This is a genomic window from Stenotrophomonas sp. PvP093 (genome assembly GCF_017876915.1).
Taxonomy (GTDB): domain Bacteria; phylum Pseudomonadota; class Gammaproteobacteria; order Xanthomonadales; family Xanthomonadaceae; genus Stenotrophomonas; species Stenotrophomonas muris.
The window spans coordinates 1,616,331-1,638,647 of the sequence record NZ_JAGIOX010000004.1 but is presented as its reverse complement, the minus strand read 5'-3'; the positions used below and the strand labels follow the sequence as shown (position 1 = coordinate 1,638,647).

At 66.8% G+C, this 22,317-nt stretch carries 15 protein-coding genes; 4 read left to right on the top strand and 11 right to left on the bottom strand.

What is annotated here, in order from left to right; translation table 11 throughout:
- Positions 1-318 precede the first annotated feature (318 nt).
- Positions 319-3,534, top strand: coding sequence for a ribonuclease E (gene rne / locus J3A72_RS10070; RefSeq protein WP_075076681.1), 3,216 nt, complete (start codon positions 319-321; stop codon positions 3,532-3,534).
- Positions 3,535-3,703: 169 nt separating this feature from the next.
- Here the strand turns inward: rne and J3A72_RS10065 are convergent, their stop codons facing one another.
- The 10 genes from J3A72_RS10065 to J3A72_RS10020 form a co-directional block, all read right to left on the bottom strand.
- Positions 3,704-4,591, bottom strand: a complete 888-nt coding sequence (locus J3A72_RS10065) for an endonuclease/exonuclease/phosphatase family protein (RefSeq protein WP_032960121.1) — start codon at positions 4,589-4,591, stop codon at positions 3,704-3,706.
- Positions 4,592-4,593: 2 nt separating this feature from the next.
- Positions 4,594-7,761, bottom strand: a complete 3,168-nt coding sequence (locus tag J3A72_RS10060) for a discoidin domain-containing protein (protein WP_069116070.1) — start codon at positions 7,759-7,761, stop codon at positions 4,594-4,596.
- Positions 7,758-8,594: a carbohydrate ABC transporter permease gene (locus J3A72_RS10055; protein ID WP_006456347.1), complete on the bottom strand. Its 837-nt coding sequence runs from the start codon at positions 8,592-8,594 to the stop codon at positions 7,758-7,760. The genes J3A72_RS10060 and J3A72_RS10055 overlap by 4 nt, the downstream gene beginning before the upstream one ends.
- A complete protein-coding gene (locus J3A72_RS10050; RefSeq protein ID WP_005410323.1) occupies positions 8,591-9,472 on the bottom strand; it encodes a sugar ABC transporter permease in 882 nt (293 codons plus the stop codon). The genes J3A72_RS10055 and J3A72_RS10050 overlap by 4 nt, the downstream gene beginning before the upstream one ends.
- Positions 9,469-10,809 (bottom strand): sugar ABC transporter substrate-binding protein, encoded by a 1,341-nt coding sequence (locus J3A72_RS10045; protein WP_014647749.1) that lies wholly within the window; start codon positions 10,807-10,809, stop codon positions 9,469-9,471. Before J3A72_RS10045 ends, J3A72_RS10050 begins: the two co-directional genes overlap by 4 nt.
- A gap of 4 nt (positions 10,810-10,813) precedes the next feature.
- Entirely contained in the window at positions 10,814-12,418 is a 1,605-nt protein-coding gene (locus J3A72_RS10040; protein WP_014647750.1) for a glucoamylase family protein, read from the bottom strand.
- Positions 12,419-12,661: 243 nt separating this feature from the next.
- Positions 12,662-15,718, bottom strand: coding sequence for a TonB-dependent receptor (locus J3A72_RS10035; protein ID WP_032960107.1), 3,057 nt, complete (start codon positions 15,716-15,718; stop codon positions 12,662-12,664).
- 78 nt (positions 15,719-15,796) lie between these two features.
- Positions 15,797-16,834, bottom strand: coding sequence for a LacI family DNA-binding transcriptional regulator (locus J3A72_RS10030; protein ID WP_032960106.1), 1,038 nt, complete (start codon positions 16,832-16,834; stop codon positions 15,797-15,799).
- Between the two features lie 148 nt (positions 16,835-16,982).
- Positions 16,983-17,258, bottom strand: a complete 276-nt coding sequence (locus J3A72_RS10025; RefSeq protein WP_014647753.1) for a BolA family protein — start codon at positions 17,256-17,258, stop codon at positions 16,983-16,985.
- Positions 17,255-17,554, bottom strand: coding sequence for a YciI family protein (locus tag J3A72_RS10020; RefSeq protein ID WP_014037825.1), 300 nt, complete (start codon positions 17,552-17,554; stop codon positions 17,255-17,257). Before J3A72_RS10020 ends, J3A72_RS10025 begins: the two co-directional genes overlap by 4 nt.
- 375 nt (positions 17,555-17,929) lie before the next feature.
- On the opposite strand from J3A72_RS10020, the gene J3A72_RS10015 reads away from it, so the two are divergent.
- The 3 genes from J3A72_RS10015 to J3A72_RS10005 are packed head-to-tail and all read left to right on the top strand — an operon-like array spanning position 17,930 to position 21,357.
- Complete coding sequence (locus tag J3A72_RS10015) at positions 17,930-18,838, top strand: ScpA family protein (RefSeq protein WP_014647754.1); 909 nt, start codon at positions 17,930-17,932, stop codon at positions 18,836-18,838.
- Positions 18,839-18,851: 13 nt separating this feature from the next.
- The gene (scpB, locus tag J3A72_RS10010) at positions 18,852-19,727 is read left to right on the top strand and encodes an SMC-Scp complex subunit ScpB (RefSeq protein ID WP_075076339.1); all 876 of its coding nucleotides are present in this window, start codon (positions 18,852-18,854) and stop codon (positions 19,725-19,727) included.
- Positions 19,720-21,357 carry a pseudouridine synthase gene (locus J3A72_RS10005; protein ID WP_075076338.1) on the top strand — a complete coding sequence of 546 codons (1,638 nt, stop codon included), beginning with the start codon at positions 19,720-19,722 and terminating at the stop codon, positions 21,355-21,357. Before scpB ends, J3A72_RS10005 begins: the two co-directional genes overlap by 8 nt.
- Positions 21,358-21,472: 115 nt before the next feature.
- On the opposite strand, the gene J3A72_RS10000 is transcribed toward J3A72_RS10005, so the two are convergent.
- Positions 21,473-22,261 carry a helix-turn-helix transcriptional regulator gene (locus J3A72_RS10000; RefSeq protein WP_075076342.1) on the bottom strand — a complete coding sequence of 263 codons (789 nt, stop codon included), beginning with the start codon at positions 22,259-22,261 and terminating at the stop codon, positions 21,473-21,475.
- Positions 22,262-22,317 lie beyond the last annotated feature (56 nt).

Below are 22,317 nucleotides of genomic sequence, written 5' to 3'. Positions count from 1 at the left end.
AATCCGGCACAGTGCGCGACCACCGCCCGCGGGGCGGCCATGTTAGCGGCTCACCGGCCTTCCCGGCCATCGCCGGATGCCTGACACGCAACCGTGCTGAACATGTCCCGCGTGGCGCTCCAGCCTGGCTGACAGCTGCCTGCGGCCTGTAACACCCCAAAACCCATAAGAGTGAAGCGCTCCCGCGGCCTGCCGTGGTGTCGTAGCGCTGGAAACCCAAGCCGCCCTCCCCGCGCTTGCGCGAATGGGCGGCGAACCGTGTCCAGAGGCGAAACCCCATGGCGTTCCGCGCGGTAGCCGCTTGCGAGGAACGCAACAATGAAGCGAATGCTGATCAACGCCACGCAGGCTGAAGAGCTGCGTGTTGCCATCGTGGATGGCCAGTCGTTGTATGACATCGACATCGAACAGCCGTCGAAGGAACAGAAGAAGTCCAACATCTACAAGGGCCGGATCTTCCGCATCGAGCCCTCGCTGGAAGCCGCCTTCGTCGAGTACGGCGGTGGCCGCCATGGCTTCCTGCCGCTGAAGGAAATCTCCCGCGACTACTTCCAGGCCGGTGTCGACCACAACAAGGCCGGCATCCGCGAGCTGCTGAAGGAAGGCCAGGAGATCGTCGTCCAGGTCGACAAGGAAGAGCGTGGCAACAAGGGCGCCGCCCTGACCACGTTCATCTCGCTGGCCGGCCGCTACATGGTGCTGATGCCGAACTCGCCCAGCGCCGGCGGCGTTTCCCGTCGCATCGAGGGCGAAGACCGGGCCGCGCTGAAGGACGCCCTGGACAAGCTGAACATTCCCGACGACATGGGCGTGATCATCCGTACCGCCGGCGTCGGCCGCGATGCGGAAGAGCTGCAGTGGGACCTGGACTACCTGCTCAATGTCTGGCGCGCCATCGCCGAAGCCGCACTGAGCAAGCCGGCTCCGTTCCTGATCTACCAGGAATCGCGCCTGATCGTGCGCGCCCTGCGTGACTACCTGCGCGCCGACATCGGCGAGATCCTGGTGGACACCGAGGAGATGTACGAGCACGCCCGCGAGTTCATGCAGCAGGTGATGCCGCAGACCCTGCGCAAGCTCAAGCATTACAAGGACGACATCCCGCTGTTCAACCGCTTCCAGATCGAGTCGCAGATCGAGGGCGCCTACGAGCGCAACGTGCGCCTGCCGTCGGGCGGCTCGATCGTGGTCGACCAGACCGAAGCGCTGACCGCGGTCGACGTCAATTCCTCGCGCGCCACCAAGGGCAGCGACATCGAGGACACCGCGTTCCAGACCAACCTGGAAGCGGCCGAGGAAGTGGCCCGCCAGCTGCGCCTGCGCGACCTGGGCGGCCTGGTGGTGATCGACTTCATCGACATGGCCTCCAACAAGCACCAGCGCGAGGTCGAGAACCGCTTGGCCAACGCGCTGAAGTACGACCGTGCGCGCGTCCAGGTCGGCCGCATCTCGCGCTTCGGCCTGCTGGAAATGAGCCGCCAGCGCCTGCGCCCGAGCCTGGGTGAATCCAGCCAGATCGTCTGCCCGCGTTGCGACGGCCACGGCCGCATGCGCAGCGTCGAGTCGCTGTCGCTGTCGATCATCCGCGTTGCCGAAGAGCATGCGATGAAGGAAAACACCGGGCAGGTGCTGGTCCAGGCGCCGGTGGAGATCGCCAATTACCTGCTGAACGAAAAGCGCAGTGCCCTGCGCGAGATCGAGCAGCGCCACGAGGCGCCGATCGTGATCGTCGCCGACGAGCAGCTGCACACCCCGCACTACACCGTCACCCGCCTGCGCGAGAACGAGCTGGGTGAAGAGAGCAACAAGCCCAGTTACCAGCGCGGCACCCCGCGCAAGCTGCCGGTGCATGCCCTGACCAAGGGCCAGCTGAACATCCCGCCGCCGGCGGTGACCCAGGTCAAGCACACCTCCCCCGCCCCGGTGCGCGAGGAAGTGGAGCCGGCCGCAGCGGCACCGGCCCCGGTCGTGGCAGCGCCGGTTGCAGCGGCCCCGAGCGGCGGCGTGATCGGTTGGCTCAAGCGCGTGTTCGGTGGCGAACCGGCGCCGGCGCCGGCGCCGGCGGCTCCTGTTGCCCGCCAGCAGCAGGACGGCGGCCGCAAGGACCGCAACAAGGATCGCAACAAGGACCGCAAGGATCGCCGCGACGACAACCGTGGCAACGGCAACGCTCAGCAGCAGAAGGATGGCGGCAACCGCAAGGAGCGCGGTGAGCAGCGCAAGGACGGCCGCAACGGCAACAACGGCAATGCCCAGCAGCAGCCGCAGCAGGGCAGGCAGAAGGAGCCTCAGCAGAAGGACGGCCAGCAGCCGCATCAGCAGAACAAGCCGCGCAACGAGCAGCAGGGCCAGAACCAGAACCAGCAGCAGCCGAAGCTGAAGCAGCCCAAGCAGCCGCGCCAGCCGCAGGACGGTGACAAGCCGGCCGAGAAGCCGCAGCGCAGCACCGCCGAGGCACCGGCCGAGGCCGTGACCGCGGCTGCCGCCGTGGCCGCCACGGCGGTCGCCGCCAATGGGGTGACCGCTCAGGAAGCCACTGCGCCGGTGGCGCCGGTTGCGCCGGCCGCCTCCGCTCCGGCGGAAGCCACTGCACCGGCCGACACCACTGCCAACGCCGGCAACGAGGCCGAGGCGATTGCCGTGACCGGTGAAGAGGCTGCTGTCGACGCCAACGGCGAGCAGGCCGGTGAAGGCGCGACCCGCCGCCGCCGTGGCCGTCGTGGTGGCCGTCGCCGCCGTCGTGGTGGCGCCGAGAACGCTGCCGGCAGCGATGGCCTGGGCGATGATCAGGACGACGCGGACGACAGTGATGACACCGATGCCGCTGATGTCGCCGAGCAGAGCAACGACAGCGTCGCCGGGACCACTCCGGTCGCGGCCGCGCAGCCGGCCCGTTCGCAACCGGAATTCGATTTCGATGACGAAGTCGAACCGACCGCTGCCGAATCCGGAAAGCCGGTCCGTGCCGCCGCCGCTGTTGTCGCCGCGCCGGTCGCGGTGGTGAGCAGCGCCGTGGTCGATGCCGCTGCACCGGTGGTGGCCGAGGTACAGGCCCCGATCAATACCGTGGCCAAGGCCGAACCGGCATCTTCGCCGGTGCAGACCAGCATGCTCGATGCCATCGACGCGGCGACCCCGGCCCAGCCGGTGGTGGCTGCAGCACCGGCGGTCGAAGCCAAGCCGGTCGTGGTCGAGGCTGCTCCGGTCGTGGAATCGAAGCCGGAGGTTGTTGCAGCAGCCCCGGTGGTCGAAGCCGAGCCGCTGGCCGTTGAGGCCGCCCCGGTGGCGGAGGCCGCTCCCGCGGTTGAAGCCAAGCCGGTTGTCGAGACCGCGCCGGTCGCCGAACAGCCGGTCGCTCCGGTGGCGGTTGAAGCCGCACCGGTGGAAGCTGCGGCCCCGGTCGCCGATGCGGTGGTGACGCCGTCGATCGATCCGGTCGCCGATGGTCACGCCGATGCCGCCGCCCAGGCGGCCGAAGCCAAGGCCGACGAAGAAGACGAAGACGCCGCCAAGCGCACGCCGCCGGCGAACTGATCGCGATCTGGTCGCGTGAAAAAGAACGGCGGGGATCGATGATCCCCGCCGTTTCTGTTTGTGCGCCGGGCGCGTGCAGCGCTCTGGTAGAGGCCAACCTTGGTTGGCGCCGTTGTTCGAGCGAACGCGGACACGTCCGTGCCAACCAAGGTTGGCACCTACCAGGACATCAGCGCGTCGGCGCGAACTGCAACCGGGTCCACACGCCGTAGTGGTCCGAGGCCCAGCGACCGCTGTCATCGGGCTGGTCGAACAGGAGCTTCGCTTCGCGCGCGACCATCCGGTCCTGCTGGAAGAAGATGTGGTCGATACGCGAAGGTGCCTGGTAATAGTGCCGGTTCAAGGTGCTGACCCCGGCCAGGTCGGTGTTGACGTGCACGCTGCCATAGCTGTCGCCGTAATGGCTGCGCAGCTCGCTCAGGTCACCTGCGTCCACCAGCGCATTGAAGTCGCCCGCGATCACCACCGGCGCGCCGGCCGAGGTAGCGGTGATGAAGCGCAGCAGGTCCTCGACCTGGGTACGGCGGATGCGCTGACCACTCTCGTCGTTGCGCTCGTTGAGATGCGTGGCGTAGACGTTCACCGGCGTGCCGTCGACGTCGATGCGCAGGTGGGCCACCGTGCGGTAGTCGTCCAATGGCAGCAGCAGATGATCCCCCTGGGCGAGGATCGGCCGCCGGGTCAGCAACGCATTGCCGTAACGCTTCGGCGCACCCACCGGATCGGTGGACACGAATACGTACTTGTAGCCGAGTTGGCTGGCCAGCCACTGCGCCTGGTTGCGCACGTTGCGGCGCTGGATCACCTCCTGCAACGCGATGGCATCGGGCTGCAGGCGCTTGAGTTCGGCCAGGATGGTACGGCGGCGGCTTGGCCAGTCTTCGCGGTCATGATGGAGGTTGAAGGTGACCATGCTCATGCCTGGCGCGCTGGCGATGTCCACCGCTGGCGATGCGACCTGCGGCACCGCCGCCAGCGTCAGCCCTGGCAATGCCAATGCAATGGCCAGCCCCAGGGCGCGCACCGTCGCACGCGCTCCCTCCCCTTGTTGCTTCATCGTTACTGCCCCTTGCGCTCGGCGCGGCGCACCGCGCCCGGTACATCGATCTCGACCCGTGCCGGCAGCTGGTGCACGTGCAGTTCCTTGTTGATCCATTCGGCCGCTTCGCCGTTGATGGTCGCCTCGCCCGGATCACCGGCGTACGGCCACGGCAACACCACGCCACCGACCGGTGGCACCAGGCCCGGCTGCACCTCCAGCACCAGCTGCTTGTCGCTGCGCTGCAGGCGGTAATTGAGCTGGCCCTGCGGCGTGCGAAGGCCCTGCACGGCGATGCCCTCGCCCTGCAGCCAGGCCGTCGGGATGCCGGCGGCCAACACCAGCGCATCGTCCATGTCACGACTGTAGGCGAACATGTCCAGGGCCGAGCGCACGAAGTCCGAGGCGACCCAGGCATGCGGCAGGTCACCGACGAAGAACGGCTTGCGCGGCGTGCGCGAGACCACTTCGGCCCACTGGTTCCAGGCCTGCGGCGCACGGTCCTTGAAGAAGAACTCGGTCGCCTGCCAGGCGCGATCGCGCCAGCCCAGGCGAACGAAGGCGGCCACGTTGCGCCATTCGTACGGCGTGTAGTCCTTCCACTCGCGCTTGCCATCGCGGCGGGCCACGAATTCCTTCCAGTAGCGCTCGAAGGTCGCCTCCAACGCCTGCTGCGGCAGCCGGCCCTGCTCGCCGCCCGGCGCCAGCGCGATGGTGGTCGAGGTCGCGTCGAAATCGCCCAGCTCGGCCGAGCCCGGCAGGTAGTCGATGTTGTGCTGCTGCATCGCCGACAGCAGTGACGCCTGCAGGTCATCACGGAACTGGTCACGCGACTCGGCGATCTGCATCGCTTCGACCTTGCCCAGCTGGGCCGCCAGCGATGCCGCGTCCTTGTAGCCGCGCAACGCCCAGAAATTATCCCAGTACGAATGCATCGGCTTGGCCGAATAGCCTTCGTGGCTGATCGAGGCCGGCATCATCCCGTAGAACGCCGGATTGCGCGCACGGTTCTCTTCGGTACGCTCGCTGGCACGCAGCTGCTCCATGTAGCTGTAGGCGCCCTGCACGTGCGGCCACATCAGCTCGGCGAAGGTGCTGTCGCCGGTATAGCGCCCATATTCGGCGATGCTGTAGATCAGCTCACCGTGGCTGTCGTTCTCCGGCACCGGGTCGCTGCCGCGCGCATCGACACAGCACGGCACCTTGCCGTTCTCGAACTGGTAAGGCGCATACCAGTTGATGTAGTCACGCACGGCATCGCTGCGCCCCATGCGCAGCAGGCCTTCGGAAATCATCGCGCCGTCGCGGATCCAGCTGCGCGCGTACGAGCGCGTGCCCGGCTGCAGGCGCGGGCCGACCCGCGAGATCAGCATGTGCGCCACGGCGGTGCGCAGGGTGTCGACCAGGGCCTGGCCTGCCGCCGGCACCTGCAGCGAGACCACGCCCAGCGCGTGCCGCCACTGTTCGGCCACCTGCGCCTGCGCCTTGGCCACGTCCAGCGCCTGCGGCGCCCAGCTCCCGGTCTGCGGCAGCACCATTGCCACTTCGCGGCTCTGCCCGGGTTCCAGCTTGATCGTATACAGCAGCGCACCGGACGCCATGCCGGTACTGTCCTTCACTGCCGTAGTGGCCGGATACTTTCCGGACGCAAGATGCACCGCATCGAGCTTGCCATCGAACGTGCTGGCGAAGCGGGCATCGGGCACCTGCAGTGGATAGATGCGCGGCTCGCCGTTGATGCGTACCAGCTGTTCGCCCACGTCCAGCGCATCGATGCGGCTGAAGCCGCCGACGGTGTTGAGGAACTGGGTCGGCGGGTTGACCTGCCAGGGGCGGATCGCCAGCGCCAGGGTGTACTCGTGCGCCACCTTGTCCGGATTGCTCAGCCGGTAGCGGCCGATCAACTGCGCGCGCTCCGGCGTGCCCTGCACGAAGCTGGTCACCGCCAGGCCGGCCTTCTCGTGCACCCAGTCGACGTTGGCGATCGGAAGATAGTGGTCCTGCAGCGACTGGGTAGTGGCCACCTTCGACCAGTCCAGCAGCTTGCCGTCGAGGCGGATGAACGGCTCGATGCTGAAGCTGCCCTTGGCCGGCTCCAGCGCACCGTCCTCGCTGATCAGCGCCTGTTCCTGGCCGCCATCGAGGCCGAGCAGGGTCCAGTACGGCTGTTCGCCCACATACGCACGCGGCAGCGAACCGCGCGGCAGGTCGGCCGCCACCGAGGACAGGAAGGCGTTCGGCGTGGCGGCGAACGCCAGCGGCTTGAGCGTGATGTCACGGATGCCATAGCGCCAGTTCGGGCCATCGAGCAGGTCGAAACGCACGTAGCGTGCGTCGGTGTCCGGCAGCGCCAGCCAGTCGCGGCCACCCGCACCGCCGGTCACCTCGCGCACAGTGCGCCAGTCCCGGCCATCTTCGGACGTCCGCACGGTGTAACGATTGGCTTCCAGGTTCGGCAGCCAGTCGATCACCGCACCGCCGATCTCGCGGCTCTTGTGCAGGTCCAGGCTGATGGTCTGCTGCTTGACCCCGCCGCTGATCCAGAACGTATCGCCCTTGCCATCGATCATGCGGTCCTGCAGCGCGGTGGCGGTATCGGCGATGACCGATGGCACCAGTGCCGAATCATCCTGCGGTGGCAGGCCCTGCAGGGTCAGCTTGTCGAAGCACACCGTGCCGCGGCCACCGACCTTGCTGTAGATCGTGAACTCGACCGCGGCGCTGCGCGCCATCTCCTTCTCGGGCGACGGCCCCCACGCCTTGTCGATCTGGCGACGCCGGTATTCGACCGGTGTCCACGCCTTGGGGAAGCTGTAGCCCGGGCGGTTGACCCACCAGACGTTGTCGCCGCTGGCATCGATCAGCTTGAACTGCAGGTCGTTGGCCGGCGAATCACCACGCAACTGGAAGCCGAAACGGTAGTTGACCGGGTAGTCGATGTTCAGCGCGCGGCGGATGCCGACGTAGCCGGAGACCTTGTGGAAATCATAGTCCAGGCACAGGGCACGGCCGCCGCCGGCGCCACTGACCGGCCGCAGCGAACCACTGACCTGGTCGGACAGCACCAGTTTCCAGGCGCCGATATCGTCGAAGTCGTCCAGCACCTTCGGCGCCGGCAGTGCCGGTGGTGCGGCGATCGCCAGGGAGGTCCACAACAGTCCCAGTCCAACGGCGATCGCTCGCTTCATCCCTTGACGCTCCCCAGCAACAGACCTTGGATGTAGTACCGCTGCAGCACCAGGAACAGCGCCAGCACCGGAACCACGGTGACCACCGCGCCAGCCATCATCATTTCCACGTCCATGATGTGTTCGCGCGAGAGGGTGGCCAGCGCCACCGGCAAAGTGTAGTGCTCCTGGTCGGTCAACACGATCAGCGGCCACATGAAATCGTTCCATGCGCCCATGAAGGTGAAGATCGCCAGGGTCACCAGTACCGGCTTGAGCATCGGCAGCACGATCTGGAAGAAGATGCGCAGCTCCCCTGCCCCGTCGATGCGCGCCGCTTCCAGCAGTTCGTCCGGGATCGAACGTGCGTACTGGCGTACCAGGAAGATGCCGAACACGCTGGCCAGCGCCGGCACGATCACGCCGCCGAAGCTGTTGACCAGCCCCAGCTGCTTCATCAGCAGGAACAGTGGCAGCATCGCCACCTGCGCCGGAATCACCAGCGCCGCCATCAGTACCTGGAACAGGCGCTCGCGGCCGACGAAGTTGAGCTTGGCGAAAGCGTAACCGGCCATGGTGTTGAGCAGCAGCGAGCCGATCGTGATGCCCAGCGACACCAGCAGGCTGTTGGCAAAGTTGCCGCCCATGCCGGTGCGCGCGAACAGTTCATGGTAGTTGTGCGTGGTGATGCTCGAAGGCAGCAGCGGCGGCGGGAAATGGCTGGCCTCGCCCTGCGGCATGAACGAGACCGAGACCATCCACAGCAGCGGTGCCAGGCTGACCAGGGCCAGCACCAGCAACGCACCATTGATCATCCACGGGTACCAGCGCGACTGGCCGATTTCACGACTCATACCAACTGCCTCTTGCGGCCGAAACGCAGCATCACGGTGGTCACCGCCAGGATGATCAGGAACAGCAGGAACGCCACGGCGGAGGCACGTCCCAGGTTCCACCACTTGAAGCCTTCCTCGAACATGAAATACAGCACGCTGACGGTGCTCTGCAGTGGGTCGCCGCGGGTCATCACGTAGGGTTCGGCGAACAGCTGGAAGTAGCCGGACACGGTAATCACCCCGACCACCAGCAGCACCGGGCCGAGCATCGGCAGGGTGATGTGCAGGAACTGCTTCCAGCGCGAGGCACCATCGATGCGCGCCGCTTCGTACAGGTCATGCGGGATCGCCTGCAGGCCGGCCAGGAAGATCACCATGTTGTAGCCGAAGTTCTTCCACACCGCGAACAGCATGATGGTCGGCATCGCCCAGTTGGGATCACCCAGCCAGTCGATCGGGCTGATGCCCAGATGGCCCAGGCCGTAGTTCACCAGGCCATAGCTGGTATGGAACAGGTAGCGCCAGATCACCGCCACCGCCACCAGCGTGGTCACCACCGGCGCGAACAGGGCCGTGCGGAACAGGGCCTTGAAGCGCGCGGCCGGTGCATTGAGCAGCATCGCCGCGCCCAGCGACACGCCGATCGACAACGGCACGCCGATCAGCACGAAGTAGGTGGTGTTCCACAGCGACTTCCAGAACATCGGCGTCTGCAGCAGGTCGATGTAGTTGCCCAGGCCTACGAAGCGCAGGTTGCTGCTGTCGGCCAGTGCATAGAGGTCGAAGTCGGTCACGCTCAGTGCAAGCGCCGAGGCGACCGGCAGGCCGAAGAACACGCCCAGCACGATCAGCGAGGGGCCGGCGAAGATCCAGCCGGCCAGCGAAGTACGTTTCATTGCGCGCTCCCGGCGGCCACGGCGCTGCTCGATTGCGGCGACGGCGCGCGCTCCTGCAGGCGTTGTTGTTCATGCATCCAGCGGCGCTTGGCCAGCACCTTGTCCACGCGCTGGTCCAGCTCTTCCACGGCCTTGTCCTGCGGCAGGCCACCGCGCACCACCTTCTCGGTGACGATGCGCATTTCCTGCACGATGCGCTCCCATTCGAGCACCTTCGGCGTCGGCCTGACCCGCTCCAGCTGATCGCGGAACGCGGCCGCCAGCGGGTCATTGGCCAGCGACGGCGTGTTCCACGCACTGCGGCGCGGCGGCAGGTCGCCAATGATCGAATGGAAGCGTGCCTGGATTTCCGGCCGCGACAGGAATTCGATCAGCTTCCAGGACGCCTCCTTCTGCTGCGACTTGCGGAAGATCACCAGGCTGGTACCACCGGCGATGCCCGCGCCCGGACCGTCCGGCCCCGGCAGCGCGGCGGTGCCCCACTGCCCTTCCAGTTCCTTCGGCTGCAGCTTCTTGAACTCGCGGATGTTCCAGGGGCCGGAGATGTAGAACACGTTGAAGCCGCGGAAGAATTCGTCCCAGACATTGGAGATCTGCGTCTCGGACATCTTCGGCGCCCAGCCCTGCTCGAACATGTTGGCGTAGAAGCCCAGCGTGCGGCGGAACCCCGGGCTGGAGAAATTGCCCCGGGTGTCGTCGTCACGCAGCAGCGGGTCGGGCTGCTGCAAGGCCAGCGACAGCTGCTGCTCGAACTCGTTGATCGGCATCAGCACCGCGTAGCGGCTCGGGCCCTGCATGCGCTTGATCGCCGCCATCTGCTCTTCCCATTCCTGCCACGTACGCGGCGGGTGGTCGTAGCCGGCCTTGGCCAGCAGGTCCTTGCGGTAGTAGATCAGGCGCGTATCGACGTACCACGGCACGCCGACCAGCCCGCCGTGGATCACGTTGGTATCCCAGATGCCCTGGAAGTAGTCCTTCGGGTCGACCACGGTGGAGCGCTGCACGAACGGCTGCAGCGGGGTCAGCGCGTCGAGTTCGGCGAACTCCGGCACCCAGGTGTTGCCAAGCTGGCACACGTCCGGCAGGCCGTCGGCGGCGAACGCGGTCAGCAGCTTCTCATGTGCAGCGGTCCACGGGATGTTCTGCACGTCCACCTTGATGCCGGGGTTTTCGGCCTCGAATTCGTGGATCAGCTCGCTGACCACCTCGGCTTCGCGGCCCATCGCCCAGAAGCGCACGGTGGTGGTGCCCGGTTCGGTACGGGCGCAGCCGGCCACGGCCAACGCGGCCAGGGCAGGCAGCGCCCAGCGGCGCAGGCGGTCGATCCAGTTCGGCATCGGGCTACTTGCCCTGGCCTGTGGTGCGGTTGGCATTGTTCTTCTGTTCCTGCGCGGCAGCCGCGCGTGATTCGGCGATACCCACCGCGCGTGCTGCCGCGGCCTTTTCGTCTTTCTGCAGTTCCAGCGGCTGGAACGAGCCTTCCGGCGCCAGCCAGCCACCGCTGAACCCGGCCCGCTCCAGGCCCTTGCGGATGTACGGGTTCTTCTTCATCACTTCCCAGACGAAGTCATCGCGGTAGTTGGCGATCATGGTCAGGATCGGGCCCTGGTCGATGGCGATGTAGTCGCTGGCGACCCAGCCGCGATCGGGAACCAGACGACCGGTCTTGATCGGGATGTCGTAGTTGAAGCTGGGGTTGAACGAATCCAGGAAGCCGTAGCTGGAATAGATGTAGTCGCCAAAGCGCTTGTGCATCTCCAGCGTGGCCGGGATCACCTGCTCGGGGGCGAACACCACCGAGGCGATCGCAGCGGTCGGGGCGATGGTGCCGTCATCGAAGTTCTCGCGCAGGCCGGCGCCGCGCGAGGAGTAGTGGCGGAACTGGCGCTGCTCGCCGCGGTACTCCTGCGTGGTGTTCTGCGGACCATCGCTGGCGGTCAGGCCCCACACGTTCTCGCCATACTCCTTCCACTGCATCGGGTTGGCGATGGCATATTCGCGCTGGGCCAGCGCGGCCGACCGGCTGTTGAGGAAATAGGTGCTGCCGCGCTCGCGCATGTAAGCGTCCTGGATGTCGCGGAAGTCGATCCAGACGTGGCTGTACTGGTGGCCGAACAGCGGGCCGAAGGACAGGTATTCCTGGCCCTGGTAGACGCCCCAGTCGTTGTCGTAGGTACGCGTCCACACCGTCCACGCGTCCGGGCTGACCGGGTGCGTCGGCGAGCCCAGGGCGAGGATGTACACCATCATCGCCTCGTTGTAGCCCATCCAGTCGTGGTCGATGAAACCGCTCTCCGGGAACCAGCCCATCGAGATCAGCGGTGCACGCTGCTGCAGCCACGGCCAGTCGACCTTCTTGTACAACGTATCGGCGATCTGGCGGATTTCCTTCTCGCGCGGATCATCACCGTCGTAGTACGACTGCGCGAACAGCACGCCCATCATCAGCAGCGCGGTATCCACCGATGACAGCTCGACCCAGCTGTCGTAGCGACGGCCTTCCTGCATGTCCAGGAAGTGGTAGTAGAAGCCCTTGTAACCGGCCTTGCCGGTGCGCTGCGGGCCCATCGGCACGTCGCGGAAGAACTTCAGCGTGGTCAGCGTGCGGTCGATCGCCTGGTTGCGGCTGACCCAGCCGTTCTCGATGCCGATCGGATAGGCGGTCAGCGCGAAGCCGACCGAGGCGATGCTGGCGAACGGCCGCGACGGGTAGCGGTCCGGGGTCAGCCCGTTGACCTCGTTGGTGGTATCCCAGAAGAACTGGAAGGTGCGGCGCTCGATGTCATCGAACAGCGGCGGCAGCTCAGGCTTCATCGGCCGCGGCGGTGCATCGGCCTCGATCAGGATCACCGGCGGGCGCGGTTTGGCAGGTTCCTGCTGGGCCGGCTGGCAGGCGGCCACGGCCAGGCTCAGCGCTGCGGCGGACAACAGATGGCGTGCCTGCATGGCGCGGTTCCTCCGGTGGTCTGATCGATGGGAAAGCATACCGTCCAATGATCTGAAATCGTTTACAAGGTGTGTGCTTAAAAAACCACGAAAAACGTGGCCTGACACCGCGATCATTGCCCACGCCGCTGCCCCCTGGCCGGCAGCGGCGTGGGCAATGGACCGGCACGGGGCCGGCCATTGCCGTTCTCACCGATGCCGCCAGCGAGCCGGCGGCATCGGGTCATGCATCACCGCCCGGGCTTAGAAGCGGAAGCCCACTTCGGCCTTGACCTGGCGCGGAGTACCGATGATGTCGCCGGTCTCGTTGTAGCTGGCCTGCAGCTTGCCGTTGGTCTTGACGTAGTTGTAGGTGGAGAAGTTGTCGAAGTTGAACACGTTGATGATGTCCAGGCGGGCGTACAGCTCAGTGTTGCCCGGCATCTTGAACGTCTTCGTCGCCTGCAGGTCGACCGAACGGTAGCCGAAGATCTTGCCGCCCACCAGGAACTTGCCGGTTGCGTTGGGCACGGCCGCCTGCGGAGTCGGCAGCGTGTAGCCGCTGGCCTGCATCACCGGGTACCAGTCGTTGACGGCGGTCGGGGTGGCCAGGGTGATCTTGCCGCCGAAGGTGATGCCCCAGAAGCCCGCGTAGGAACCGGTCACCACCAGGCGGTGGCGCGGCGCGCCGTTGGAACGGATGGTCGGGTAATCACCGATCAGACCGCGATCAAAGGCGTACTTCTCGTTGATGTCACGGTTGTGGCGCGCGGTGGTCCAGGTATAGGCGATCGAGGTGCCCCAACCGCTTTCCTTGGTGAACGGCTTCTGTGCCGACAGCAGGACCTGGGTGGCACGGGTCTTGATGCCCTGCTGGCCGATGATCAGGCTGCCGAAGCCCGGCACGTTGCAGCTCCAGGCCTGGCTCAGGCCCGGGGAGGTGCCACCACACAGGCGCGGATCATCGAAGAACTGGCCGGTCGGGTAGCGGTTGCCCAGGGTGAAGGCGAAGCCGTCGTAGCTCAGGGTTCGAGCGATGGTGGCGTCGGTCAGCCAGTCGCCGATCTGGTTGCTCATGCCCAGGCTGAACTGATCCGAGTACGGCGCCTTCAGCTTGTTGTTCAGCAGGTCCACTTCCAGGCCGGCATTGCTGGTCGCGCCGACCAGTGCCTGCAGGTTGCCGATGCCGTTGAGCAGGTTCGGGTTCCAGTCATAGCAGGCGGCCTGGCCGTTGATGCAGGCGCCGGTGGCCGGGTTGCGGAAGTAGATGGTCGGCTGCGGCAGGGCCAGCTTGGTGGTTTCCAGCTGCAGGTTGTCGAACAGGTCACGGTCGTAGGAACGGCCGGCACCACCGTGGATCACGTGCTGCTCGTCGGCATTGATGTCATACGAGAAGCCCAGGCGCGGCTGCCAGGCATCCTTGAATGCCTTGCGGTTGTGACCGTTGCTGATGTAGTCGCTGATGTCCAGGCCGCCCAGTGCCAGCGAATCGGCATAGGTCTGGCCGGCGGGAGCGCGCGGATCCTGCGAATAGATGGCGTCGACCACCTGCTGCGGGGTCACGAAGTCCAGGTAGGACGGGGTCTTTTCGTAGTCCCAGCGCAGGCCGATGTTCAGCTGCAGGTGGTCATTGACCTGCCAGTCGTCCTGGATGAACACGCCGTACTGCTTGGACTTCGAACGCACTTCGCCGGACACACCGGTCACGCCGGTCACCGGCTTGACGAACTGCGCCTTGTACGGAATGGAATCGGGGAAGTCCGGATCACCCAGCGAGTAGGTGAAGGTCGGGTTGATCTGCGCCGCATCGGACGCGTACAGGTCGATCTGCTTGTACTTCACGCCCATCTTGATGGTGTGGTCGCCCGCCCACTGGATGCCATCCAGAGTCAGGTTGTCTTCGATCGACCAGCCCTTCTGGCCCTTCACCTGCGAATCCAGTGCCGAGGCGCCACCGATCTTCACGATGGTGCGGTCTTCGGGGCCGTCCGGTGCGGTGTAGGTGATGCCGTTGGCCAGCGTCAGCGGGGTCGGATTGTTGAACGAATCTTCGTGGGTGACCATCAACTCGTTGTAGTAGCGCTCACCGCTGTGGTTCCAGCGCAGGGCATAACGACGGTCGGTGTTGACCACTTCACGGCCGGCTTCCGGCGAGGTCTGGCCACTGAACTGCGACTGGGTTTCGTCGCGGTCCTGGAAGGTCAGCTCGATGCGGTCGTTGTCGGTCGGCTCGAAGTCGATCTTGCCGAAGATCAGATCCTGCTGGAACGGCTGGCTGGCCGGGCCGAGGCCGGCGGCACCGGCGGGCGGCAGCAGGCCGGCAGCGCCGGTGACCGCGCCATCCGGCGCGATGGTGACCGGCAGGTCGAAGCGCTTGGCTTCGTAGGTCACGAAGAAGTGCGCCTTGTCCTGGATGATCGGGCCGCCCAGGGCGAAGCCGTATTCCTTCTCGGCCGAGACCATCTTTTCCTTGCCACCCTGGCGCTCTGCCGGGGTCTTGGCACGCATGTCCTCATCGGTGTAGCGGTAGAACGCCTCGCCCTTGAACTCATTGGTGCCGGACTTGGTCGCAGCCGTCACGGCGGCGCTCGACACCTGGCCGTACTCGGCCTTGTAGTTGCCGCTGATGACCTTGTATTCGCCGATGGCCAGCTGCGGGAACGGGTTGCCGGCGCTGCCGGACTGGCCGGCCACGCCGCCACCCTTGACGTAGCTCTTCTGGCCTACGCCGTCGATGTACACGTTGGTGCCGTCGGCATTGGTGGCGCCGCCGCGCAGCGAGGTGTTGCCCTTGGCGTCGCGGGTGAAGATCAGGCCCGGCACCGCGTCGGCGAACTCCAGGAAGTTGCGCGAGACCTGCGGGGTGGTCTGGATCTGCTGCAGGCTGACGGTCTTGCCGACTTCGGAGGTGCGCACTTCCTGCAGCAGGGTCGGCGCGACGACGTTGACGGTGTCCAGGTTGGTGGCCGCGGTCGAACCGGGGGTGCTGCTGGCGGCACCGGCAAAGTTCAGGGTCGCGGTCGAGGCCACGGTGACGGTGACCTTCTGGGTCTGGCCGTTGGCGACCACGTCATAGGTACCCGGGTCCAGGCCCATCAGCGAGTAGCTGCCGTCGGCGCGGATGGTGCCACGGCGGACGGTACCGGTGGCCACGTTGGTGGCGGTCACTTCGGTACCTGCCTGGGCGCCGGCAACCTGGCCGCGCAGGCTGGCGTTGGCCGACTGCGCCATGACGTTGGGGGCGGCGGCCAGCATCAGGCAGCTGACCAGTGCGGTGCTCAGCAGCCGGCGCGCCGGCATGCGGAAGGTGGTATGCATCATCAACTCAATCTCCGGGTGGCGGTAACCGCTTGCGCGGTCCCTGCGATCAGTCAAAAAAAAGAAGGAACGCCTCTGGCTTCAATGGCCGGATGGCGGAGTGGTGGAATCGCGAACTATCAAGCGGGGAACCAGGGTCTGCTTGTCCCCTGTCCCATCCGTGGAGGTGCCGTCCATCAACTGCATCAGGCGCGTCATGGCCCGGTCGCCGAGCTCGGCGATGCTGACCTGCATGGTGGTCAGCGACGGGTGGACGAAACGCGCCAGTGGAATGTCATCGAAACCTGCCAGGGCAACATCGACCGGCACACGGACACCAGCCTGCGTGAACGCATACAGGCAGCCCAGGGCCATCATGTCGTTGGCGGCGAACACGGCATCGGGCAGCGCTCCGGCTGCCAGCAACTCCTGACCGGCGCGATGGCCGGAAGCTTCGTCGAAATCACCGGGCAGCTCGATGCCCTCGGCGCCACTGCCAAACGCCACCAGCGCGTCACGGAAGCCGCGCAGGCGCTCGCGCGCGTCGAAGTTGAGGTCCGGGCCAGAAATGAAGGCAATGCGGCGGTGGCCGGCATCCAGCAGATGGCGGGTCATCGCCATCGCACCGGCGTGATCGTCGATGCTCAGCACCGGATGGTCCTGCCCGGGCAGATAGGTGTTGATCAACACCGTCGGCAGCGACTGCGGCAGGTTGTCGGTCAGGAAGCCCGGGCTCTCGGCATACGGCGAGAGCACCAGCAGGCCGTCGACGCGGCCGCGCATGGCACGCAGGGCGGCGCCCTGCTGTTCCTGGTCGCCGTGGTAGCTGGACACCAGCAGGTGCTGGCGGCGGTTGCGGGCCACGCCGTCGATGCCGCGCATCAGTTCGGAGAAGAATTCGCCGTACAGGTCAGGCAGCACCACGCCCACCGTATTGGTGCGGCGGCTGCTCAGGCTGCGGGCGGCGGCATGCGGGGTGTAGCGCAGCCGTGCGGCCACCTCCAGCACAAGCTGGCGGACCGGTTCGGCGACATTTTCATGCCCGTTGAGCGCGCGGGAAACCGTGGCCACGGAGACCCGGGCTTCGCGTGCGACGTCTTTGATTGTGATAGCTGCCTTGTTCACGAAGCCGCCCTCCACGGCTTGGACCTACCAGCATTGGCGCGGAATGTAAGCGTTTCCATCTGGGCTTGTAAACAGTCCGTTAGGCGAATGTCCCGAAATGGACATGAAAACCTGTCCGTGGCCAGGCCCTTGCGGACCCGCCAGGACAGTGCGGGACAAGGGCTCAGCCCTGTTCTGACGGGGTATGTGCGCGGATGGACAGCGCGTGGATATCGGTGTCCATCATCGACCCCAGCGCGGCATAGACCGCGCGATGCCGGGCCAACGGAGCCAGTCCGGCGAAGCGTTCACTCACCACATGGACGTTGAAATGGCCGCGCCCGTCGCGCGCGCCGGCATGGCCGGCATGGCGATGGCTGTCATCCTCGATCTCGAGCACGCTGGGTGCCAACGCCTGCTGCAGCGCATCACGGATCCGCTCGATCCGTTCCGCGTTCACGGCAGGACCTTGCGGAACGGGCGTACCTGCACGCGGGTGTAGACGCCGGCAGCCACGTACGGGTCGGCATCGGCCCAGGCCTGGGCCTGCGGCAACGACTCGAACTGCGCGATCACCACCGAGCCGCTGAAACCGGCCGGGCCCGGGTCTTCACTGTCCACCGCCGGGCACGGGCCGGCCAGCAGCAGGCGTCCCTCGTCGCGCAGCGCGTGCAGCCGCGCCAGGTGTTCCGGCCGCGCCTGCAGCCGCTGCGCCAGCACATCCTGGCCGTCATACCCTTCGATCACATACCACACCGGCATTTCCTCGCTTGCGTTGTCGGGTCCGCAGATTCTAGCCAATGCAGCCCCCGCCCCGGTCCGGCTGGACACTGGCGCGGCAAAGGCTTACCCTAGACTCCATTGCACGTGGCTGGATGCAGCGGCCCGTCGGTTTTTGCGGCCAACGCAGCCCCCGACGACCGTCCCGCTGCTTCAAACCGGACCACCCGGCCGGGCCACGTAGACGACCTCCCCGTAGTTCTGTCGCTGCCGTTTACCGCGGCGCGTCCCGCTGTTTGATATGTGTGGAATCGCGCCGATCCCGGCGTGTCTGGCGCCTTGGGGCTCCGTGGCGTTGGCCCGGCGAACCCGGTGCCGCGACTGGTCCGTTGCAATCCTGATCTCCATTAGATGACTTCCGAACTCGCGCTCGACGCGAACCCGCCAACCCGGCCGCCCGCCCCCCAGCAGCAGGAAATGCCGCTGGCCGTGGTGCATGGGCAACCGGTCCTGCAGATTCCGCAGGACCTGTACATCCCGCCGGACGCGCTGGAAGTCATCCTGGATGCCTTTGAAGGCCCGCTGGACCTGCTGCTGTACCTGATCCGCCGCCAGAACCTGGATGTACTGGACATTCCCGTTGCCGAGATCACCCGGCAGTACGTGGAGTACATCACCGTGATGCGCGAGCTGCGCTTCGAGCTGGCGGCCGAATACCTGGTGATGGCCGCGATCCTGGCCGAGGTGAAGTCGCGGATGCTGCTGCCGCGCCCGGTCAGCGAGGAAGGCGATGAAGCCGACCCGCGCGCCGAACTGGTGCGCCGGCTGCAGGAGTACGAACGCTTCAAGCAGGCCGCCGAGAACATCGACGCCCTGCCCCGCCAGGACCGCGATACCACCGTGGCACATGCCTTCATGCCCGAACGTGCCACGGTGAAGCTGCCGCCGCCGGTGGACCTGAAGGAAATGCTGCTGGCCCTGCACGACGTGCTCAAGCGCGCCGAGCTGTTCAGCGGCCACGCCATCAAGCGTGAGGCACTGAGCGTGCGGCAACGCATGGGCGAAGTGCTGGGACGCCTGGAAGATGGCAAGTTCTATCGTTTTGAAGGGCTGTTCACCGCCGAAGAAGGCAAGCTGGGCGTGCTGGTCACGTTCCTGGCGGTGCTGGAGCTGGCCAAGGAACAGCTGCTGGACATCGTCCAGGAAGAACCGCTGGCGCCGATCTACGTGAAGTCGCTGGCGGCCGGCAACACCAATGCCCCGCTGCAGTTCAGCAGCGAGTTCGACGACAACGACGACGACGCCAATGCAGACGAGTGAGCGCTGACTGCCGATGGATCAATCGCTGATCAACCGCATTGTCGAGGGTGCCCTGCTGGCTTCCAGCCAGCCGCTCACCCTGGCCCAGCTGAAGGACCTGTTCCCGGAAGAGGAACCGGCACCGCCGGGCAGCATCGAACGTGCGCTGGAACGCCTGCGCGAGGCCTGCGAAGGCCGCGGCGTGGAACTGGTCGAGGTCGCCTCCGGCTTCCGCTACCAGGTCACCGGCGAAGTGCATGGCTGGATCAGCCGGCTGTGGACCGAACGCAAGACCCGCTACACCCGTGCCACCCTGGAAACCCTGGCGCTGATCGCCTACCGGCAGCCGATCACCCGCGGCGAGATCGAACAGGTGCGCGGCGTGGCGGTCAGCAGCAACATCATCCAGGCGCTGGAAGAACGCGAGTGGATCCGCGTGGTCGGCCATCGCGACGTGCCCGGCAAACCGGCGCTGTTCGGCACCACCAAGGGCTTCCTGGATTACTTCGGGCTGAAGCGGCTGGACGAACTGCCGCCGCTGTCGGAGTTGAAGGACCTGGGCGAGCTGGAACCGCAGCTTGCCCTGGACCGCGATGCGCCGGCCGTCGCCGGTGCCGAGGGTCCGGACATCTCGGCCGGCGCCGATGGCGCTGCCGCGAACGATGATGCCAGCCTGGCCGGCAGTGACACCCCCGATTCCGCCGATGCAGCCCCTGCGTCGGCCACCGATGAGCAAGCACCTTCGCCCCTCGATGATGGGCACCCCGATTCCGCGCCGGGCGAGCGCGCGGTGCCAGTGAACGAACGCGAAGACAACGCCGTCGCGATGACGACCGTGGCTGTTGACCAAGCCGATTCCGAACCAGAGGCCGACCTCGAAACCGTCGGCCGGAGCAAAACTGATGAGTGACACCCCCCGTAACAAGCTCTCGCTGAAGCGCGAAGCCACCTCCGAACAGTTCAAGCTGGAAGAACGCCTGCACAAGGTGCTCGCACAGGCCGGCCTCGGCTCGCGCCGCGCGCTGGAACAGCGCATCGCCGAAGGCCTGGTCAAGGTCAACGGTGAAGTCGCGCAGACCGGCATGTCGGTCAAGAGCGGCGACAAGATCGAACTGGATGGCCGCGGCTTCGTCGCCACCGCCCTGGCCGAGCCGTCGCGCGTGCTGGTCTACAACAAGCCGGAAGGCGAAGTGACCACCCGCGATGATCCGGAAGGCCGCCCGACCGTGTTCGAGTCGCTGCCGCCGCTGAAGGGCGCGCGCTGGATCGCCATCGGCCGCCTGGACATCAACACCACCGGCCTGCTGCTGGCCACCACCGACGGTGAGCTGGCCAACGCCATGATGCACCCGTCGTTCGAGGTCGAGCGCGAGTACGTGGTGCGCGTGCGTGCGCCGGAGGGCGAGGAAAAGGTCTCTGACGCCATCGTCGACCGCCTCACCCGTGGCGTCGCGCTGGAAGACGGCCCGGCCAAGTTCGATGAGATCGAACGCATCGGCGGCACCGATTCGCACGACTGGTTCCGCGTCGTGGTAAAGGAAGGCCGCAACCGCGAAGTGCGCCGGCTGTGGGAGTCGCAGGGCTGCCAGGTCAGCCGCCTGAAGCGCACCCGCTATGGCAAGGTGAGCCTGCCGCGCGAACTGGCCCGTGGCCATTCGGTGGAACTGGGCACCACGCAGGTTGAAGCCCTGCGCGCCCAGCTGAAGCTGGAAGAAGGCGCACCGTCGGCACTGACGCTGCAGCCGGTGATCGGCCAGCGCCGCGCGGCCAAGACCACCGTGCGCGTGCGCGAAGGTGGCCGTGGCAACGCCTACGTCAACGGCCACAACACCGCCGACGAAGGCCGCGAGCTGCGTCGTTTCGACAACGTCCGCGAAGACCGCGGCCGTGGTCGCGGCGGCAAGGGTGGCGGCTTCAAGGGCGGCCTGACGGTCAGTGGTGAAGCGGCAGCCAAGCAGTCGCAGAAGCCGTTCAAGCAGCGCGCGCCGAAGAATGATCGTTCGCTGCCGGAAGGCAATCCGGCCGCGTTCCGCACCTGGTACGTGCCGGATGGCGTGAGCACCGGCCCGAGCGGCCATCGCAACGCCGGCCCGGGCGCACGCGGCCCCGGTGCCCGTGGTCCGGGTGCAGGCGGCCAGGGCCGTCCGTACGGCAAGCCGAAGGGCCCGGGCGCAGGCGCCGGTGGCGGCCAGGGCCGTGGCGGTTTCGGCGGCGAAGGCCGTGGCGGCGCAGGCGGCCAGGGTCGTCCGGCCGGTGGCGGCAACCGCTCGCAGGGCCAGGGCAACAAGCACCCGTACGGCCATCCGGGCAACGCCCCGAGCTTCCCGTCCGACCACGCCACCCCGGGCTTCAACCCGTATGGCAGCCCGAAGCCGGCACAGGGCGCCCGTCCGGGCGGTCGCGGTCCGGGCGCTGGCAACAACCGTGGCCCGGGTGGTAACCGTGGTCCCGGTGGTCCGGGTGGCAACCGAGGCCCGGGCGGCCCCGGTGGCAACCGCGGTCCCGGCGGCCCGCGCCGCAGCGGCCCGCGCGGCGGCTGATCGGCAGCCACGTTGAAATGCAGAACCCCGGCTCCGGCCGGGGTTTTTCTTTGAAAAGGGGACGGAGGGGATTAAGTCGTTTTCGCCACGCTGTGCGTCGAAGGGCGAAAGCGACTTAATCCCCTCCGTCCCCTTTTGCGTGGCGCTGGAACGCGGCGGGCGTGGTGCCGGTCATGCTGCGGAAAAAGGCGATGAACGGGCTCTCGGCGGAAAAACCAGTGTCCTGCGCAACGTGCCCGATGCGATGGCCAAGCAGCAGCAGCTCCATGGCGCGCATCAGGCGCCATTGCTGGCGCCAGGCCTGGTAGCCCATGCCGGTGTCGCGTTGCATCAACCGGCCGACCGTGCGCACGCTCAGGCCCGCACGCGCGGCGAGCTCACCCAGTTCAGGCGGCAACTGCTCGGCCAGCGGCAGGCAGCGCGCGATGCGTGGATCGCGTGGCAGCGGCAGGTCCATCGGCGCCACCGGTGCGGCGGCGATCTCCAGCACGCACAACGCCAATTGATGGTGCGCGCGTGGCGCCCGCCAGTCATGGTCGAACGGCGCCTGCGCGATCGGTTCCAGCAATGCCTGCAGCAGGGGGCCGACGCCGATGATCGCCGGCTGCTGCGGCAGCCGTGCCGACAACATGGCATCGAAATACAGCGAGCGGTAGTCCACGGCCTGGCGCATCTGTGCGCGATGGCGCAGGCCGCCGGGAATCCATGCCGCGCGCGAGGGCGGCAGCAGGCTGATGCGGTCGCCGAAGGTCAGCCGCGTGCAGCCCCGCCGGGTGTACAGCAACTGCGCGCGCGCGTGCTGGTGCCAACCCGAATCATGATCGGCCAGCGACGACGCGATGCCCAGCACCGGTGCGCTCCAGGCATCCGCATCGAAGTGCGCATCCGGTTGCAGCCACGCCATGTCCGATTTCATCCATTTCCTGGCCGGACCGACAGAGTGCGCCACTACGCCGGCCA